Genomic DNA, 16,272 nt, shown 5'->3' with positions numbered 1-16,272 from the left:
GGCCGGCGGGGGTCATTCCGGCTCGATGCCGGCGTTCTTGACGAGGCGCGCCCAGCGGGCAATCTCCGCCTTCTGGAAAGTCGCGAGTTCGTCACGGGTCGACGGGATCGGCTTCCACGCATTCGCGCCGAAGTGGGCCGCGGCATCCTGGGTTCGCATGATGTCGAAGATCATCTTGCTGAGCTTGTCGGCCACATCGGGCGGCGTGCCCTTGGGGGCGAATGCCGCAAGCCAGCCATTGGTCTCGTAGCCGGCGACGCCTTGTTCGGCGATCGTCGGGATCTCCCCGTAACCGGGCATGCGCTCCTTGGTGGAGACGCCCAGGGCCTTGAGCTTGCCGCCCCTCACCAGTGGCATCACTGCCGGCGCATCACCGAAGACCATGTCGATTTGCCCGCCCATCAGGTCGGTCAGGGCCGCCGGCAGCGCCTTGTAGGGCACGTGCAGGAGGTCGATCCCGGCGAGCTCGCGCAACACCTCGCCGCCGGCGCGGGAAGACGAATTGCCGGCGCCGAAGGTCATCTTCTTCTTCTTGGCGAGCGCGAGCAGTTCCTGCACGTTGTTGGCCGGGGTGCTGGGCGCCACCACCAGGACCACGCCGCCGATGGTCACCCCGGAGAGAGGCACGAAGTCGGCAACCGGGTCGTAAGGCACCTTCTTGAACAGCGCCGTGTTGGCCGCGTGCGTAGTGTTGGTGCCGATGGTGATGGAGTAGCCGTCCGCAGGCAGGCTGAGCAGATACTGCAGCGCGATGAAGCCGTTGGCACCCGCCTTGTTTTCCACGATCACCGGCTGCTTGTACTGGTCGGAGATTTTCTGGCCGATGTAGCGCGCCGCCTGGTCCGTCGTGGTTCCCGCGGCAAACGGCACGATGATGCGCATCGGCTTGTTGGGGAACGTCGCCGCCGTCTGCGCGAACGAAGCGCATGCGGTCGCGAGCAGAATGCAGCCGGCGAGCAGTCTACGGAACGCTGTGGGGAAAGTCATGGTCGGTCTCCTTTGGTTTTGGTTGGCACGATGTGGCGTCAGTGCTGGCGTCCCTTGACCATGCGCAGCGGGTTGTAGGTGGCGACCAACTCGCCCCGATGGTTCACCACCCGGTTCAAGGTTCGCATCAGGCCGCGGCCCGGCTTGCTGGTCGCACGAGCTTCCACAACCTCGGCCTGCACGTGAATGGTGTCGCCGGCCACGGTCGGCTTGAGGATGCGCAGGTCGCACTCGAGGAAGGCCATGCCGGTGCGCTGCATGGTGGACTGCATGAGCAGCCCTTCGCAAATGCAGAACACCATCGACCCGGGCGCGGGCCGCGCACCGATCTTCGACTCGGCCTGGATGTATTCGAGGTTGGTGAACATCTCCTCGACCATGCCCGTCACGCCCACGAACAGCGTGATGTCGGCTTCGGTGATGGTGCGAGCCAGTGTGCGGAAACGGTGCCCCGGCTTGACGTCGTCCCAATGAAGGCCCAACCCCATGACCGGGGCGTCATCCCAGCTTGAATCGGGTCCGCTCTCGGCTGCTGTGTTCCTCATGGTGTTTCCTTGACCAGACCCTGCCCGATCCAGGTCGTGATGTCCGCATCGCTGGCTCCCAGCACGTCGCGCAGCACCTCCCTCGTGTGCTGTCCAAGGAGCGGCGGGCCGCTTTGATAGCGGATCGGAGTTTCCGAAAACCGCATCGGATTGGCGACGGAGGGCACCTCGCCCGCGCATTCGTGCGCCAGCGACATCTGCATGCCGCGCGCCTTGACCTGCGGATCGGCGAACACCCGGTCGATGGTGTTGATTGGGCCGCACGGGACGTCCACCGCCTCCATGGCGTTGACCCAATCATCGACGCTCCGCGTGCGGGTGCGCTCCGTCATCAACGCGAGCAGCGCCTCACGGTTCGCCACCCGCAGCGCGATCGTCGCGAACCGAAGGTCGGCACCTTCCACCCCGAGGCCCAGCACCTGCATCGCCCGACGGAACTGGGCGTCGTTGCCGACTGCAAGGATGAACTGGCCGTCGGTGGCCGGGAAGTACTGGTACGGCACGATGTTCGGGTGGCCGTTGCCCATGCGCTGCGGTGGCGTTCCCGTCGTGAGGAAGTTCATCGACTGATTGACCAGCACCGCCACCTGCACGTCGAGCATCCCGATGTCGAGATGCTGCCCTGCGCCGGTAGCGTCGCGGTGCCGAAGTGCGGCGAGGATGCCCAGCGCAGCGTACATGCCCGACATGACGTCGGCCAGCGCCACGCCGGCCCGCTGGGGGCCGCCGCCCGGCTTGTCGTCCGGCTCCCCCGTCACGCTCATCAGGCCCCCCATGCCCTGGATCAGGTAGTCGTAGCCCGCGCGCTGCCGGTAGGGCCCGGTCTGGCCGAAGCCGGTGATCGAGCAATAGACCAGCCGCGGCAGTTCGGTGCGCAGCGAGGCGTAGTCAAGGCCATAGCGGGCCAGGCCGCCGACCTTGAAGTTTTCCACCAACACGTCGCAGCTCGCCGCGAGCCCCCGCACCAGCTTCTGCCCCTCCGGCTTGGCAATGTCGATCGCAACCGACTTCTTGCCCCGGTTGGCCGCCAGGAAGTAGGCCGCGTCGCCAATCTCGCCGGTGTGCTGGTCACGCACGAAGGGAGGCCCCATCTGCCGGGTGTCGTCGCCGCCGTTTGGGTGCTCGATCTTGATGACCTCCGCACCCAGGTCGGCCAGGTTCTGGGTCGCCCAGGGGCCCGCCAGGATGCGCGTGAGGTCCAGCACCCGCACACCCGTCAGGGGCGCCGCGTTCTTCGGCATGGAAGCGGTCTGTGACATCAGAGGCTCAGCGATTTCGCGATGATCGTGCGCTGGATCTGCGAAGTGCCGCCACCGATGGTGGATTGCATCCCCTCACGGAAATAGCGTTCCATGTCGGCCTCGGGGAGCATGCTGTGGCCGCCGAGGATCTGCATGCCGTTACGGGTGACGGTCTGCAAGGTCTCGGACGCCATCAGCTTCGCCATGGAAACCTCGCGCTGGCAGGGTATGCCGCGCGAGGCCAGGTCGGCAGCGCGATAGACCATCAGCCGGGCGGCGTCCACGGCGGTCTGCATGTCCGCCAGCATGTGGCGGATTACCTGGAATTCGTAGATCGCCTTGTCGAACTGGATCCGCTCGTGCGCGTAGCGCAGGGCATCCGTCACGGCCTGCTGGGCGTTGCCGACGTAGGCTGCCGAAACCGCGATCCGCTCCAGTTCCAAGTGGTCGGTGACGATCTTCCAGCCATCGCCCGGCTCCCCCAGCACGTTGCCGGAAGGCACCACCGCCGCGTCGGCAAAGATCTCGGTGGTGCCGGTGGCGCGCCGCGCCATCGTGGGCAGCCGGCGGATGTCGAGGCCGGGCGTGTCGTTCGGCACGAGCAAGACGGTCAGGCCCTTGTGCTTCGCCGCAGCCTTGTCGCTGCGCGTCAGCATCGCGATCACCGTGTTGCGCGCGGCGGCGCCCGAGCACCAGAGCTTCTGGCCCGTGATCTTCCAGCCTTGCGCCGTCTGCTCCGAGCGCGTGCGGGTGTTGGCGGCATCCGATCCGGCCGAGGGCTCGGAGATGGAGATCGAAAAGCGGATGTCGCCTCTCATGAAGGCCGGCAGGTACTGTTCTTGCTGCTCCCGGGTGCCGAACTTGCAGATGTTCATCGCCGTGAAGGTCGAAACCATGAACGCGGTGGCGAAGTCGAAGCCGTAGCGCGCCAGGCCTTCGCACATCAGCGCGTAGTCGAAGATGCTGCCGCCGTCGCCGCCGTTCTCCTCGGGGACCAGCAGCCGCAGCCATCCCATCTTGGCCACCTTCTCGTAGGCCTCGTAGGGGTAATTGCGGCTGATGTCGCACTCGCGCACGTACTCACGCGTGATCTCCTCCAGCATCACGCGATCGACGGTGTCTTTCCACAACTGCTGCTCTTCGGTCAGAAAATTCATGGGGTCTGCCTGTCTCGTTGGATGTTGGTGAAGGTCAGTCCGCGAGCAGGCGCTCGCGCCGGATCAGGAGCATGAATTCGCAGCTCAGGACTTTCTCCGAACGCTGGTTCACCGCCCACAGCTGGGCTGTGACGATGCCGTGCTTGTCACCCTTTTCGCGCATGGCGATGATCTCGCTCTCGGCGTGCAGCGTGTCGCCGATGAAGGTGGGCTTGAGAAAGCGCAGCTTGTCGACGCCGTAGAACGCCTCCACCACCGCGGAGTCGAAGCCGAAAAGCGCGTTGCTGATGACGAACACCAGTCCACCCTGCACCACGCGCTGGCCGAACATGGACTGCTTGGCAAATTCCGCGTTCGCGTGGATCTCCAGCCAGTTGCCCGTCAGGCCGCAGAAGTTCACCACGTCGGTCTCGGTGATGGTCCGGCCGCGCGAGCGCGCGCGGTCGCCGATCGCGAGTTCGCCGTAAAGGAGATTCATCATCTTCGGTCATTCCTCAATAGATCGCCGGCACGGTGCGTTGCGTGAGCCACGATGCATCATAGCGCCAGTTTCGTTTTGACTTCAACAATTTCGTTTTGGTTTGTCAACGACCAAGCCATTGCGGACGCCGCTTGGCGGCGAAAGCGCGCGGCCCTTCCTGCGCATCCTCACTCGCATACACCTGGCGATGCAGCGCGCGGGAAATCGCGAACCCCGCCTCGCTGCCGAAATCGCTGGCTGCCAGCAGGCCGGCCTTGCCGGCCCGCACCGACAGCGGCGCATTGCCGGCGATGGCCGCCGCCATCTCATGCGCCCTGCCGCGAACGGCCTCCGGGGTGGCCTCGATCGCATTGACGAAGCCCAGCGCGTGCAGTCTTTCGATCGGCATCATCCGCGCGGTGGCGACCAATTCCATCAGGATGCCCAAGGGGAGCAAGTCCTGCATGCGGGCGGCCCAGGGGGTGCCACGCCCCACCAGGGCTTCGGTGATGCCGCCCTGGGTGCCGGCCAGCCCGATGCGAATGTCGGCGCTGGCGGCCAGCACCATGCCGGCGGCGGTGAAGTGGCCCGTCATGGCGGCGATGATGGGCACGGACAGCCGGCGCATGCGTTCATAGAACGGATCGGCGAGGAGGTCCAGGATGTCCCGCCCGGTGCTCTGCCTGAGTTCGGCCGCTTCCTTCAGGTCCATGCCGGCACAGAAGGTGCCGCAGTCGGTGCTGGTCAGCACGACCGCGCGGATCGCGGGGTCCGCATCGATGCTGCTCCATAGGCTGTGCAAGCGCTCATTGGCTGCCAGCGAGAGCGCATTGCGGCGCTCTGGCCGGTTGAGCGTGATGGTGGCGACGGATCCCTCGACGCTGTACAGGACGTGCTGGGCCGCACCGGCGGCATGGTCGGTAGGTTCTTTCATCAATTCCATTATGGACCGGCAAATTTCATTTGTCGATCCAAGCGGAATCAGGGCCCGCACCCCAGGCTGGCGACCTCAGGACGCGGCTGTCAGGTCCTGCGCGATGAAGCTGGCGTGCGCCACGAGCTCGGGGGCCACCCGCGCGCGCAGCTGTCGTTGCGCGTCCGGCCCCACGGCCATGGCGGTGAGCACGTAGTCGACACGCCCGAAGACCTCGATCGGCGCGGCGAGTGAGCCGGTCTGGCTCGTCATCGGCGCCGCCAGGAAGCACCAGCCCTTCTCCGCCAGCTCCTGGAATGCCGCGTACACGTTGGACAGCAGCCGGAACGAGCCGTCTTGGTCATGCTCGCGGATGCGTTCCAGCAACTGGTCACGCAAGGCCGGTGGCTGGGCCCACAGGTACGCGCGGCCGGATGCGGAGGCGGCAAGCGGCAGCCGTGCCCCGGTGTCGAGTCCCAGGCGAACCTGCCCCGCGGGGACGACGTGCTCGACCACCAGCATGTGCGAGCGGTCGCGGGTGGACAGCGTGACATGCACGCCGAACCGCTGCGACAGCGCAAGCATGCGCGGCTGCGCCGCGGTGACGATCGGCAGCCCCCGCTTGACGGCGCGCCCCAGGGCGAGGCAAGCGACGTGGGGCTCGAAGCCGCCGCCCGGGTTTCGCGCGCGCAGGAAGTTGTGCTGCTGCAGCGTTGCCACCAGCTTGGCGGCCGTGGCGCGCGACAAACCGAGCTTGGCGGCAATCTCCGTCGTCTCCAGAACGCGATGGCGCACGTCGAACAGCCGCAGGAGTTCCAGTCCGCGCAGCAGGGAATCGACCTCCTCGCCGGGACCATGGACCCGCTCCGGGTTCAGCGCGAGCGTATCCGGACTCCTTCTCCTGACCATCAGTCCTCCGTCCTTTCGACTGCCGCACCCAGTTCCTTCTCGAGCGCGTGCTTGAGCGCGACCAAGCCTGGACCCACATCGCTTTCGATGCGCGCCACGCTCATGACGTTGGAAGGAGCCGCGCAGCCGAGCGCGTACGAATGCGGCCGGTCCGGCGTATCGATAACCACCGCGACTCCGTTGGTGCCTCGTTCCAGAGTGCCTGCGGCGATGCAGTATTGCCGTCGCTGCATCTGGGTGACCAGCGACTTGACTTGACCAAGGAGCGCCGACCAGGTGCTGTGATCGGCTTCGGCCAGCCTCGTCAGCATCCGCTCCCGCTCGGCATCGCCCATCGATCCGATCAGGGCCCGACCCAGTGCCGACTGGTCCATCCGGAACCTCCAGCCCGCGCGAACGCGCAGGGTGAACATCATTGCCCGGCTGTGCGCCACGTCGACGCACACCATGCTGTCGGCATCCGAAGAGGCCAGGACGACGGACACCTTGTGCTGGTCGGCAAACTGCTGCATCAATGGCCGCGCAATCACGACCAGGTTGGGATTGGATGCCGCGCCGTAGCCGAGCGCCAGGATCGACGTGCCCAGCCGGTAGGCCGCCCGTTCACCGGAATAGATCAGATAGCCTGCCTCAGTGAGCCTGGCGGTGATGCGGGAGACCGTCGGCTTCGGCAGCCCAGTGACGCTGGAAAGCTCAGCATTCGTCTTCCAGTCGTTGGCGGGTTCGAACGCCCTGAGCAGCGCCAATCCGCGCGCCAGCACCCTGACTTCGGTCAAGGCCGTCGGCGGTTCATGAGAGGAGATCGCGGGACTCGAAGCCATCATCGGAATGAAATTCGGGTCGAGTCTAACAGTGGCAACGCGGGCGCCCGCCTCCCTCACTGCGAAGCGTCGATGTCGACGATCAGCTCCCCGGCCTTCACCGGCTCTCCGACGCGAAAGGCGACTGCGCGCACCGTGCCGTCCACTGCCGCGACCACGTTGTGCTCCATCTTCATGGCTTCCACCACCGCAACCGAATCGCCCTGGCGGACCCGGTCTCCGACAGCGACCGCAACCGCGGCGACGGTTCCGGACATGGGGGCCACCGCCGCGCCGGCAGCCGCCGCGCTGGCGAAGGCCCGCGAGCGAGCCGGCTGCAGCGCGAAGCGGTCACCGTCCACCTGCAACTCCCAGACACCGTCGCCCCATTGCGCCGACCATGGAGCCGATCCGACGCTGCCCGTCCACAGGCGGGACGGATCTGGGGCGCCCTGGACTTGCCAAGCCGTGCCGCCCACGGCCACCACGAAGCCGCAAGCGGATCGCGCCTGCAGTGCGCACTGCCAGCGCGTCTCGCCGATCCAGAGGTGGACCCTGCCCAATGGGGCCTGCGGGTCGAGGCAGGCGCGATCCGCCGGGCCTTGGTTCTCGTCGACGGCCCAGGGGTGGCCGCCGGCGTTGGGCGCGACCCCGAGAACCGCCGCGCAAGCCGCAGCCCGGGCTTCGCCCGCAGCCGGCACGAAGCGCGTGGAATGTTCATCAAGATACCTTGTGTGCGCTTGGGCCATCTTGACTCCCGGGTCGGCAAGGACGCGCCGTAGGTAGCCGATGTTCGTGGTGAGGCCCAGCAGCAAGGTCTCGCTCAGGGCGACGCTCAACTTCGCCAGCGCGCCGACGCGGTCGGGCGCGTGCGCCACGAGCTTGGCAACCATCGGATCGTAGAAGGACGGCACGCTGCCGCCGCAGCTGATGCCGGCTTCCACGCGGACCCCGGCGGGCCAGCGGACGACGCCGACGGTACCGGGAGCGGGCATGAAATCGCGGGCCGGATCTTCCGCGTAGATCCGGCACTCCACGGCATGCCCGTTGCAGCGGATCATGTCCTGCTGCAACGGCAAGGGTTCGCCGGCCGCGACACGCAGCTGCCACTCGACCAGGTCGAGGCCGGTGACGCATTCGGTCACTGGGTGCTCGACCTGCAAGCGGGTATTCACCTCGAGGAAATAGAACTGCAGGTCCCGGCCAACGATGAACTCGAAGGTTCCCGCGTTCAAATAGCCGACACTGCGCGCGCCGCGCACGGCTGCGTCGATCAGGCGATGCCGCACTGCGGCGGGCAGGTTGGGTGCCGGGGCTTCCTCCACCACCTTCTGGTGGCGCCGCTGCAAGGAGCACTCGCGCTCGAACAGGTGGACGACGTCCCCGTTCAAATCGCCGAAAACCTGCACCTCGATGTGGCGCGGCTGCTCGATGTAGCGCTCCACGATCAGCCGCCCGTCCCCAAAGCTGCTGCGCGCGATACGGATGGCCGACGCCACCGCCTCGTCCAGCTCCGCGTGCGAGGCGACCACCCGCATGCCTTTGCCACCGCCGCCGGCGCTGGGCTTCAACAGCGCCGGCAGGCCAACCCTGCGCACCATCTCCTGGATGACCGCCGGCTCGTCGCTTGCACCCTCCCCTCCCGGCACGACCGGTACCCCGGCGGCTTGCATGAGCGACTTGGCACGGGCCTTGTCGCCGAGAGCGGCGATGGTTTCCGGCTTCGGGCCGATGAAGGTCAACCCGGCTGCGATGACGTCGGCAGCGAACCTGCTGTTCTCGGACAGGAAGCCATAGCCCGGATGCACCGCATCGCATCCAGTTTCCAGCGCGGCCGCGATGATGAGCGCGCCGTCGAGATAGCTTTGCGCCGCCGGCCCCGCGCCGATGCGCACGGCCGTCACCGCGTCGTGAAGGTGAAGCGCGCCAGCGTCCACATCCGTGTAGATCGCGACGTACTCGACGCGCAGCGCCCGGCACGTGCGTGCGATGCGGCAGGCGATTTCGCCGCGGTTGGCGATCAGGATCCGACGGAACATGCTCACATCCTGAAAACGCCGAACCGCGTCTCCTGCGGCGGGCTGGCGGCGGCCAGCGAAAGCCCCATCGCCAGCCACGCGCGGGTGTCCGCGGGATCGATGATCGCATCCACCCAGAGCCGGGACGCCGCATGAAGGGCAGTGCTCTGCGCCGCGTAGCTCTCGCGTACGGGCTGCTTGAAGGCTTCGGCTTCCTCGGCCGTGAACCGCTGGCCCTTGCGCGCGAGTTGCTCTTGCCGAACCAGGGCGAGGACGGTTGCGGCCTGCTCGCCTCCCATCACCGAAGTGCGGGCGTTCGGCCACATCGCCATCAATCGCGGCCCGAAGGCCCGGCCGCACATCGCATAGGCTCCGGCTCCGTAGCTGCCGCCGACGATCACGCTGAACTTGGGCACGCGCGAAGTCGACACTGCATTGACCATCTTCGCGCCATCCTTGGCGATCCCGCCCTGCTCGTGCGACACGCCGACCATGAAGCCGCTGACGTTGTGCAGGAACACGAGCGGAATACCGCTCTGGCTGCACAGTTGGATGAAGTTCGCGGCCTTCTGCGCGCTCTCGCTCATCAGCACCCCGTCGTTGATGAGAACCCCGACAGGATAGCCGCCGATGGCACCCGTTCCGCAAAGCAGGGTGGCGCCGTAGCGTTCACGGTACATCGCAATCTCGCTGCCATCGAGGATGCGCGCGAGGATCTCGCGTGCCGGAATCGGCTGCTTCGGATTGGCGGGAATCAGCCCCTGCAGTTCCGCCGGGTCGTACTTGGGAGGGACCGGCACCAGCGGCGGCTTTGCGATGCGGGCGGGGCCGGGCCGCGCGACGATGTCGCGGACCAGGGAGAGCGCATGCAGTTCGTCGTGCGCGTAGTGGTCCGCCACACCGGACATCCGCGTGTGCACGTCGGCACCGCCCAGAGACTGGTGGTCGACGACTTCACCCGTGGCCGCCTGCACCAGGTGCGGCCCGCCCAGGTAGATGGTGCCGTTGCCCTCGACGATCACGGTCTCGTCGCACATGGCAGGAATGTAGGCACCTCCCGCCGTGCACGATCCGAGGACGGCCGCGACCTGGCGAATGCCCAGCGCCGACATCTCTGCGATGTTGCGGAAGATCTTCCCGAAGTGGTTCTCGTCCGGGAAGATGTCCTCCTGCAGCGGCAGGAAGGCGCCGCCGGAGTCGACCAGGTAGAGGCACGGCAGCGCGTTCTCGCGCGCGATGGTCTGTGCGCGGATCTGCTTCCTGATCGTCAGGGGATAGTACGTCCCGCCCTTCACCGTGGCATCGTTGGCCATGACCATGCAAGGCCGGCCCTCGACGATGCCGACGCCGGTGATGATTCCCGCGCTGGGCACCCCGCCCTCGTAGAGACCGTGCCCCGCCAGCTGCCCGATTTCCAGGAACGGGGTGGCCGGATCCAGCACGGCATCGATGCGCTGGCGCGGCAGGAGCTTGTTGCGCGCGCCATGGGCATCGCGAGCCTGATTGCTGCCCCCGGCGATCGCGCTACTTCGCGCGCTGTCGACCTGCTGCGAGAAGGCGCGATGCTGGGCGAGGTTTGCTGTGAATTCGGAGCTTGCGGGGCGGACGGGCGAACCTAGCAGCGCCATCTCTCAGTCCAGAACCGGAAGGCGCAGCAGGGCGTAACCCAGTGACTTGCCGGTCTGGTCGAGGCGCAGGGTCCGGGTGGCGCCGCCGCCCAACGCTTGCCGCATCACCACGACCACCGCTTCGATGTTGTCCATGGAGTAGCAATCGACGTCACCTGCCACCCAGTCGCCGTAAAGCGCCTTGACGGCCTGCGGCGTCACGCTGGCTTTCAGCGCGCGATAGTCCTGCGGGGTGCGGGCAATGACGCCGGCCGTGCAAATGTCTCCCTTGTCGCCGGAACGGACGTATGCAATGTCGCGAACAATCTTGGTCATCGTCCTGCTCCTCAAGCCACGAGGGTTTGTGTTTTCTGCTCGACGTACGAGCGGGGAATGAGCGTCGGCCACAGCGAGATGACCGGCCGCGGCTTGATCGGCGTGCCGAACGAAGTCCCGCCCGGACCCATGATCCACAGGTGGGCGCCGGCGCGCCGCACCTTGTCGGCCTCCTCCATCGTGCGCGTGCGCACGGCGCAACGCAAGCCGACCTCCGGCAATTCATTGGCGGCGGCCGGATCGGGCGCAGGCGCGGCCGGTCCGTGCAGCGTGTTGAGGCCGATCAGGTCGAAGTGCACCTGCGATGCTTCCAGGCCCATGCGCTCGAACCGCTCCAGCATCGTCTGCTTAGCCTTGAGCGCCCGGTCGTAGGCGTTGGGCCAGGGAAAGAACGCCATGCTTTCGCCGATCCATCCGTCCTGGTAGCCCACCACCAGCTTGAGCATCTCGGGGGGCGTGCGCCCCTTCACGTCCCAGACTCGGACGCGGTCGGTTCCGCTCTGCTGCAGCCGCAGGGACGTGAAGTCCGCGATCGCATCCGGCATCAGGTAGCTGCGGGGATCGCCGATCTCGTAGACCAGGTGCTCCTTGATCGTGAACTCGTCGATGCGGCCGCCGCTGCCTTGCAGCTTCGTGATTTCGGCGCTTCCATCGGAAGCGACTTCGAGGATCGGAAACCCGACCCGGCCCATGGCAGGCATCTCGGCGAAACGCGAAGACATGCCGCCGGTGCAGGCGGACGCGCATTCGACGATATGCCCGAGGGTGACCGCCGCCGCAAGCCGGTCCACGTGGGCCGCATCCCGTTTCCAGCCAAACTCGTGCGCCAGTGGCCCGACATACACGGCGTTGTCGGAGACGCGTCCGGCGATCACGACGTCGGCGCCGTCTTCCAGACCCGCGACGATCCCGGTGCTGTCGGTGTAGACGTTGGCCGAGACAACCCGCGAGCGAATGGCGGCGAAATCCTCGTCGCCGGTATCCATGTTGACAAGCGGAATCCGATCCGCGACCAGGGTGTCGAGCTTAGACAGCAGGTCGTCCCCTTCCACCAAGGCGATCCGGGTTCCCTGCAGTCCGGCCGCCCGGGCGCCTTCCGCCACGCGCTCCGCGGCAGCCCTGGGGTTGACGCCGCCACCGTTCGAGATCAGCCGCGTACCGCGCTGACGTGCCATCTTCAGCATCGCGTTCATGTACGTGACCGCATCGGGCACGTAGCCGGCCTGCGGGTTCTTGAGCTTCTGCCTTTGCAGCAATGCCATTGTGAGCTCAGCCAGGAAGTCAAAGCACAGGTAATCCAGGTTCCCGTGCTCCAGCAATTCCATTGCTGGATCCATTGCGTCTCCCCAGAAGCCGGAACCGGCCCCCAGGCGAACGATCTTCTTCATGCGGCCATCCTTGTGGGAAATCGTGCGAATTTCGTTTCTGAAGCACAAATTCCATTATGAAGACGACAACATGACTTGTCAAATGCGGTGTAGAGCACGCCACCTGTCGATGTGCCACGTGCGGGAATGGAGAAGATCGGTGCTGACATGGTCGCTCGCTCGCTGCAGATGGAGCCGACACGGAATACGGGTTCGATGAAGCAAGACCGACCGTGTGGTCGAGTCCGAAGATCGCCCACGTCAGATGCGTTCGAGGTGGTGAATGTGGGGCAGGCTTTGAGCGCCTCGCTGGAGTCCCTGCGTCACTGCACCAATGACTCACAAGTTATGGGGACGACGGGGACCATCGCCAAACGGCAAAAAGCCCGCTGATGCGGGCTCTTTCGTCTGATGCCATCCTCCGGCGGAGCTCGTCAGCGGCACGCGCCGCTGACTCCACGCCTTTCGAAAGACAGGCTTTGATGTCCCCAAAGCTCCCCAGAGGAACCAAGCCCTCACATAAAAGCTTGATTCCAAAGGGGTCAATTTGGTAGGCGCGATTGGACTCGAACCAACGACCCCCACCATGTCAAGGTGGTGCTCTAACCAGCTGAGCTACGCGCCTGTCGTCGAAGCCCACGAGTATATAGCGAAAAAAGTGCGCGGGCATTGAGGCCTGAAGATTTGTCTTGCTGCCGCCCCTTCGGGGAAGGTTGCGGTGAGGGCACGCGGCCGCGATCGAGCGCCCCAGCGCCCCGCTGCCGACCACCCGGAGGGGAGGAGAAAGCTGCGTCAGCGCCGCCGCGCCGAGCGCACGCCCTGCACTTCGTTGACCACCCCCAGCACTTTCGCCAGCCGCTGCGAGTCCGTGATCTCCACCGTGAATGTCATCCACGCCGTGCCGCGCACGGACTGGGTCTGCACGCCGATCACGTTCATCTTTTCCTTGGTGAACACCTCGGAGATGTCGCGCAGCAAGCCCTGCCGGTCGGCCGCCTCGATGGTCACGTCCACCGGGTAGACGGCACCCTCGGTCGACCTGGGCGCGCCCCAGGCAACGTCGATCAGCCGCTCCGGCGTGCGCGTGGCGAGCTGGCGGAAATTGGTGCAGTCGTCGCGGTGGATGCTCACGCCTTTGCCGCGCGTGACGAAGCCGCCGATGGCGTCGGGCGGCGCCGGCTTGCAGCACTTGGCCAGCTGCGTCATCAGCGAATCCACCCCCACCACCAGCACCCCGCCCTTGTCGCCCTTGGCCGGCGCACGCGGCTTCTTCAGCTGCAGCTCGTCCTGCGCCGACGGGGCGGCCGGCGGGTTCAGCAGGATCTCGATGGTGCGCAGCGAAAACTCGTCCTTGCCGACCACGTCGAACAGGTCCTCGGCCGACTTGAAGCCCAGCCGGCCGGCCAGGTCCTCCAGCTTGAAGGCGGTGCGGCCTTCGCGCTGCAGCAGCCGCTCCACCAGCTCGCGACCGCGCGCCACCGTTTCGTGCCGCACCTGCTCGTTGAACCAGGCGCGCACCTTGGACTTGGCGCGGTGGCTGGCCAGGAAACCGAGCTCCGCATTGAGCCAGTCGCGCGAAGGCCCGCCCTCCTTGGCCGCGACGACCTCCACGGTCTGCCCGTTGCGCAGCTGGGTGTTGAGCGGGACCATCGCGCCGTCCACCCGGGCCCCGCGGCAGCGATGCCCCAGGCTGGTGTGCACGGTGTAGGCGAAGTCCACCGGCGTCGCGCCCTGCGGCAGTTCGACCACCGAAGCCTGCGGCGTCAGCACGTAGATGCGGTCGTCGAACAGGCCGTCGGCCGAGCCGGCCAGATCCCGCTCCCAAGCCAGCAGCTGGCGCAGCACGGCAATCTTGGCGTCGTACTCGCCGCTGGCCGCCACCCCCGCGTAGCCTTTCTGGCCCGCCTCCTTGTACGCCCAGTGCGCGGCCACGCCATGCTCCGCGTGGTCGTGCATCAGCTGGGTGCGGATCTGGATTTCGATCGGCCGCCCGCTCGCGTCGCGCACCACGGTGTGCAGCGACTGGTAGCCGTTGGGCTTGGGCCGCGCGATGTAGTCGTCGAACTCCTCGCCCAGCGGCGCAAAGCGCGAGTGCACCCAGGCCAGCGCGGCGTAGCAGTCTTTGACGTCCGGCACGATCACCCGCAGCGCCCGGATGTCCAGCACCTGCTCGAAGTCCAGCGACTTGCCGCGCATCTTCTTGACGATACTGTAGATGTGCTTGGGCCGCCCGTGCACCTGGGCGCTGATGCCCTGATCCTTGAGTTCCGCCTCGAGGCCGGAGCGCAGCTGGTCCACGTACTCCTCGCGCTCGGCCCGCTTTTCGTCGAGCCAGCCCGCCACCTGGCGGTAGGTGTCCGGCTCCAGGAAGCGGAACGCCAGGTCTTCCATCTCCCACTTGAGCTGCCAGATGCCCAGCCGATTGGCCAGCGGCGCGAACACATGCAGCGCCTCGCGCGCCACGCTGCCGGGCATCACCCGTTTGGTGGCCGCGAAGAAGCGCAGCGTCTGCAGCCGCGACGCCAGCCGCAGCAGCACCACCCGCAGGTCGCGCGAAAAGGCCAGCAGCATCTTGCGCACGGTTTCGGTCTGGGCGCGTGGGTCGTCGGCCGAATAGACGGCGTCCGCGGCGCCACGGGCCTGCTGCTGCACGCGCACCAGCTTGGTGGTTTCCACCGCCAGTGCGGCGTAACTCTCGCCGAAGGCCTTTGCGATCACTTCCTGCGGCTTGTTCAGGTGGGTGCAGGCATAGACCAGGTAGCTGGCGGCCTGCATGGCCTCGCTGCCGCCCATGGCCTTGAGGATGCCGGCGACGCCGTCGGCGTGGGCCAGCGTGTTCTCGCCGGTTTCCAGCAGCTCGCCGGCGATCAGCGGCTCGGCGAAGGCGCGGGCCCGCGCCAGCGCGTTGGCCTGGTGCGGCAGTGCCTGCTCGGCGGCCGCCATCAGCTCCGGCGCCGCCGCGGGCTCAGCCAGTTCCGCTGCCTGGCTTTTCATCGCGGGTGGGTCCGGTTGGCAGCAGGAACGAGGCGACGGCCTCGACCTGGTCGTTGGCGATCAGGGTCGGCGCATGCCCGACGCCGGCGAACTCGACCAGCTTGGCGCGCGGGCCGCGGCGCGTCATCTCGCGCGCGGTCTGCGCCGTCAGCAGGTCGGACTCGGCGCCGCGCAGCAGCAGCGTCTGGGCGCGGATGGCATCGTACAGCGGCCAGAGAGCGGCCTGGCCGGCCAGCGCCATGGCTTCGTCGAGGGTGCGGAAGGGAACGGCGATGGCAGGATCGTAGTGCAGCGCGAAGCCGCCGGACTGCAGCGGCCGCACCATCGCCTGCGACAGCTCCAGCCATTGCTCGGGCGTGTGCGGGCCGAAGCTCCGCGACAGCTGCCACATCGCGTCGGCCGCCTGCCGCACGCTGTCGAACCTGCCGCCCTGCCCCAGGTACCGGGCGATGCGCTGCAGCGCGCTCCACTGGATCACCGGCCCGACGTCGTTGAGCACCAGCCGCCGCACGCGCACCGGCAGCGGCAGGCTGGCGCTGCCGCAGATGCCCATGCCCACCAGGCCGCCCATGCTGGTGCCGACCCAGTCGAGGCTGCCCAGCGGCGCGGCCGCGTGCAACTGCTGCAGCATCTGGAGCATGTCGGACACATAGGTGGGAATGCCGTAGCCCATCGGTTCGGCCAGCCACTCGCTGCGCCCGCGCCCCACCAAGTCCGGACAGGCCACGCGCAGCGGCACCGGGCTGCGCGCCAGCAGGGCCCGCGCCAGGGTGTCGAAGTCGCGCCCCTGCCGCGACAGGCCGTGTACACAGACCACCAGGTCGCACGCGTCCTCCGGGCCCCACAGCCAGTAGGCCATGCGGTGGCTGCCGGCGCTGTCCGGGCAGGTGACGTGGTTCAGCGTGGGTTCGGTCATGAAAGCGGCAATGCCGGGCGGC

General features: G+C 67.1%; 14 protein-coding genes and 1 tRNA gene. All 15 read right to left on the bottom strand.

Annotated features, from left to right (window positions below; translation table 11 throughout):
• Nucleotides 1-12: 12 nt before the first annotated feature.
• A complete protein-coding gene (locus JWP65_RS05730; RefSeq protein ID WP_299761272.1) occupies nt 13-987 on the bottom strand; it encodes a tripartite tricarboxylate transporter substrate binding protein in 975 nt (324 codons plus the stop codon).
• A 38-nt stretch (nt 988-1,025) separates the two neighbouring features.
• Nucleotides 1,026-1,532: a MaoC family dehydratase N-terminal domain-containing protein gene (locus tag JWP65_RS05725; RefSeq protein WP_299761269.1), complete on the bottom strand. Its 507-nt coding sequence runs from the start codon at nt 1,530-1,532 to the stop codon at nt 1,026-1,028.
• Nucleotides 1,529-2,773 carry a CaiB/BaiF CoA-transferase family protein gene (locus tag JWP65_RS05720; protein WP_299761266.1) on the bottom strand — a complete coding sequence of 415 codons (1,245 nt, stop codon included), beginning with the start codon at nt 2,771-2,773 and terminating at the stop codon, nt 1,529-1,531. The genes JWP65_RS05725 and JWP65_RS05720 overlap by 4 nt, the downstream gene beginning before the upstream one ends.
• A gap of 17 nt (nt 2,774-2,790) precedes the next feature.
• The gene (locus tag JWP65_RS05715; protein WP_299761263.1) at nt 2,791-3,930 is read right to left on the bottom strand and encodes an acyl-CoA dehydrogenase family protein; all 1,140 of its coding nucleotides are present in this window, start codon (nt 3,928-3,930) and stop codon (nt 2,791-2,793) included.
• Between the two features lie 34 nt (nt 3,931-3,964).
• Nucleotides 3,965-4,411 (bottom strand): MaoC/PaaZ C-terminal domain-containing protein, encoded by a 447-nt coding sequence (locus JWP65_RS05710; RefSeq protein ID WP_299761260.1) that lies wholly within the window; start codon nt 4,409-4,411, stop codon nt 3,965-3,967.
• A 103-nt stretch (nt 4,412-4,514) separates the two neighbouring features.
• Nucleotides 4,515-5,384: an enoyl-CoA hydratase/isomerase family protein gene (locus JWP65_RS05705; RefSeq protein ID WP_299761257.1), complete on the bottom strand. Its 870-nt coding sequence runs from the start codon at nt 5,382-5,384 to the stop codon at nt 4,515-4,517.
• A 15-nt stretch (nt 5,385-5,399) separates the two neighbouring features.
• A complete protein-coding gene (locus JWP65_RS05700) occupies nt 5,400-6,212 on the bottom strand; it encodes a helix-turn-helix domain-containing protein (protein ID WP_299761254.1) in 813 nt (270 codons plus the stop codon).
• Nucleotides 6,212-6,988, bottom strand: a complete 777-nt coding sequence (locus tag JWP65_RS05695) for an IclR family transcriptional regulator (protein ID WP_299761251.1) — start codon at nt 6,986-6,988, stop codon at nt 6,212-6,214. Before JWP65_RS05695 ends, JWP65_RS05700 begins: the two co-directional genes overlap by 1 nt.
• Before the next feature lie 101 nt (nt 6,989-7,089).
• Nucleotides 7,090-9,051, bottom strand: a complete 1,962-nt coding sequence (locus JWP65_RS05690; RefSeq protein WP_299761248.1) for a biotin carboxylase N-terminal domain-containing protein — start codon at nt 9,049-9,051, stop codon at nt 7,090-7,092.
• Between the two features lie 2 nt (nt 9,052-9,053).
• On the bottom strand, nt 9,054-10,658 hold the full coding sequence (locus JWP65_RS05685; RefSeq protein ID WP_299761245.1) for a carboxyl transferase domain-containing protein: 1,605 nt from the start codon (nt 10,656-10,658) through the stop codon (nt 9,054-9,056).
• A gap of 3 nt (nt 10,659-10,661) precedes the next feature.
• The gene (locus JWP65_RS05680) at nt 10,662-10,973 is read right to left on the bottom strand and encodes a hypothetical protein (RefSeq protein WP_299761242.1); all 312 of its coding nucleotides are present in this window, start codon (nt 10,971-10,973) and stop codon (nt 10,662-10,664) included.
• Nucleotides 10,974-10,984: 11 nt separating this feature from the next.
• Nucleotides 10,985-12,361, bottom strand: a complete 1,377-nt coding sequence (locus tag JWP65_RS05675) for an acyclic terpene utilization AtuA family protein (RefSeq protein WP_299761239.1) — start codon at nt 12,359-12,361, stop codon at nt 10,985-10,987.
• A 527-nt stretch (nt 12,362-12,888) separates the two neighbouring features.
• Nucleotides 12,889-12,965: transfer RNA gene (locus JWP65_RS05670), tRNA-Val, on the bottom strand.
• A gap of 167 nt (nt 12,966-13,132) precedes the next feature.
• The gene (locus tag JWP65_RS05665) at nt 13,133-15,334 is read right to left on the bottom strand and encodes a bifunctional (p)ppGpp synthetase/guanosine-3',5'-bis(diphosphate) 3'-pyrophosphohydrolase (protein WP_299761236.1); all 2,202 of its coding nucleotides are present in this window, start codon (nt 15,332-15,334) and stop codon (nt 13,133-13,135) included.
• Nucleotides 15,306-16,250 (bottom strand): alpha/beta hydrolase, encoded by a 945-nt coding sequence (locus tag JWP65_RS05660; protein WP_299761233.1) that lies wholly within the window; start codon nt 16,248-16,250, stop codon nt 15,306-15,308. The genes JWP65_RS05665 and JWP65_RS05660 overlap by 29 nt, the downstream gene beginning before the upstream one ends.
• Nucleotides 16,251-16,272 lie beyond the last annotated feature (22 nt).

The organism is Ramlibacter sp. (genome assembly GCF_028292805.1).
Classification (GTDB): domain Bacteria; phylum Pseudomonadota; class Gammaproteobacteria; order Burkholderiales; family Burkholderiaceae_C; genus Ramlibacter.
Note: the sequence above shows the minus strand (reverse complement) of the source record. Positions and strands in the feature narration are given on the sequence as shown.

What these genes read in the sequence shown, in the direction of transcription:
- JWP65_RS05660 (WP_299761233.1), bottom strand. Translation starts at nt 16,250, where the DNA reads ATGACCGAACCCACGCTGAACCACGTCACCTGCCCGGACAGCGCCGGC.
- JWP65_RS05675 (WP_299761239.1), bottom strand. Translation starts at nt 12,361, where the DNA reads ATGAAGAAGATCGTTCGCCTGGGGGCCGGTTCCGGCTTCTGGGGAGAC.
- JWP65_RS05725 (WP_299761269.1), bottom strand. Translation starts at nt 1,532, where the DNA reads ATGAGGAACACAGCAGCCGAGAGCGGACCCGATTCAAGCTGGGATGAC.
- JWP65_RS05680 (WP_299761242.1), bottom strand. Translation starts at nt 10,973, where the DNA reads ATGACCAAGATTGTTCGCGACATTGCATACGTCCGTTCCGGCGACAAG.
- JWP65_RS05690 (WP_299761248.1), bottom strand. Translation starts at nt 9,051, where the DNA reads ATGTTCCGTCGGATCCTGATCGCCAACCGCGGCGAAATCGCCTGCCGC.
- JWP65_RS05665 (WP_299761236.1), bottom strand. Translation starts at nt 15,334, where the DNA reads ATGAAAAGCCAGGCAGCGGAACTGGCTGAGCCCGCGGCGGCGCCGGAG.
- JWP65_RS05710 (WP_299761260.1), bottom strand. Translation starts at nt 4,411, where the DNA reads ATGATGAATCTCCTTTACGGCGAACTCGCGATCGGCGACCGCGCGCGC.
- JWP65_RS05730 (WP_299761272.1), bottom strand. Translation starts at nt 987, where the DNA reads ATGACTTTCCCCACAGCGTTCCGTAGACTGCTCGCCGGCTGCATTCTG.
- JWP65_RS05700 (WP_299761254.1), bottom strand. Translation starts at nt 6,212, where the DNA reads ATGGTCAGGAGAAGGAGTCCGGATACGCTCGCGCTGAACCCGGAGCGG.
- JWP65_RS05685 (WP_299761245.1), bottom strand. Translation starts at nt 10,658, where the DNA reads ATGGCGCTGCTAGGTTCGCCCGTCCGCCCCGCAAGCTCCGAATTCACA.
- JWP65_RS05715 (WP_299761263.1), bottom strand. Translation starts at nt 3,930, where the DNA reads ATGAATTTTCTGACCGAAGAGCAGCAGTTGTGGAAAGACACCGTCGAT.
- JWP65_RS05720 (WP_299761266.1), bottom strand. Translation starts at nt 2,773, where the DNA reads ATGCCGAAGAACGCGGCGCCCCTGACGGGTGTGCGGGTGCTGGACCTC.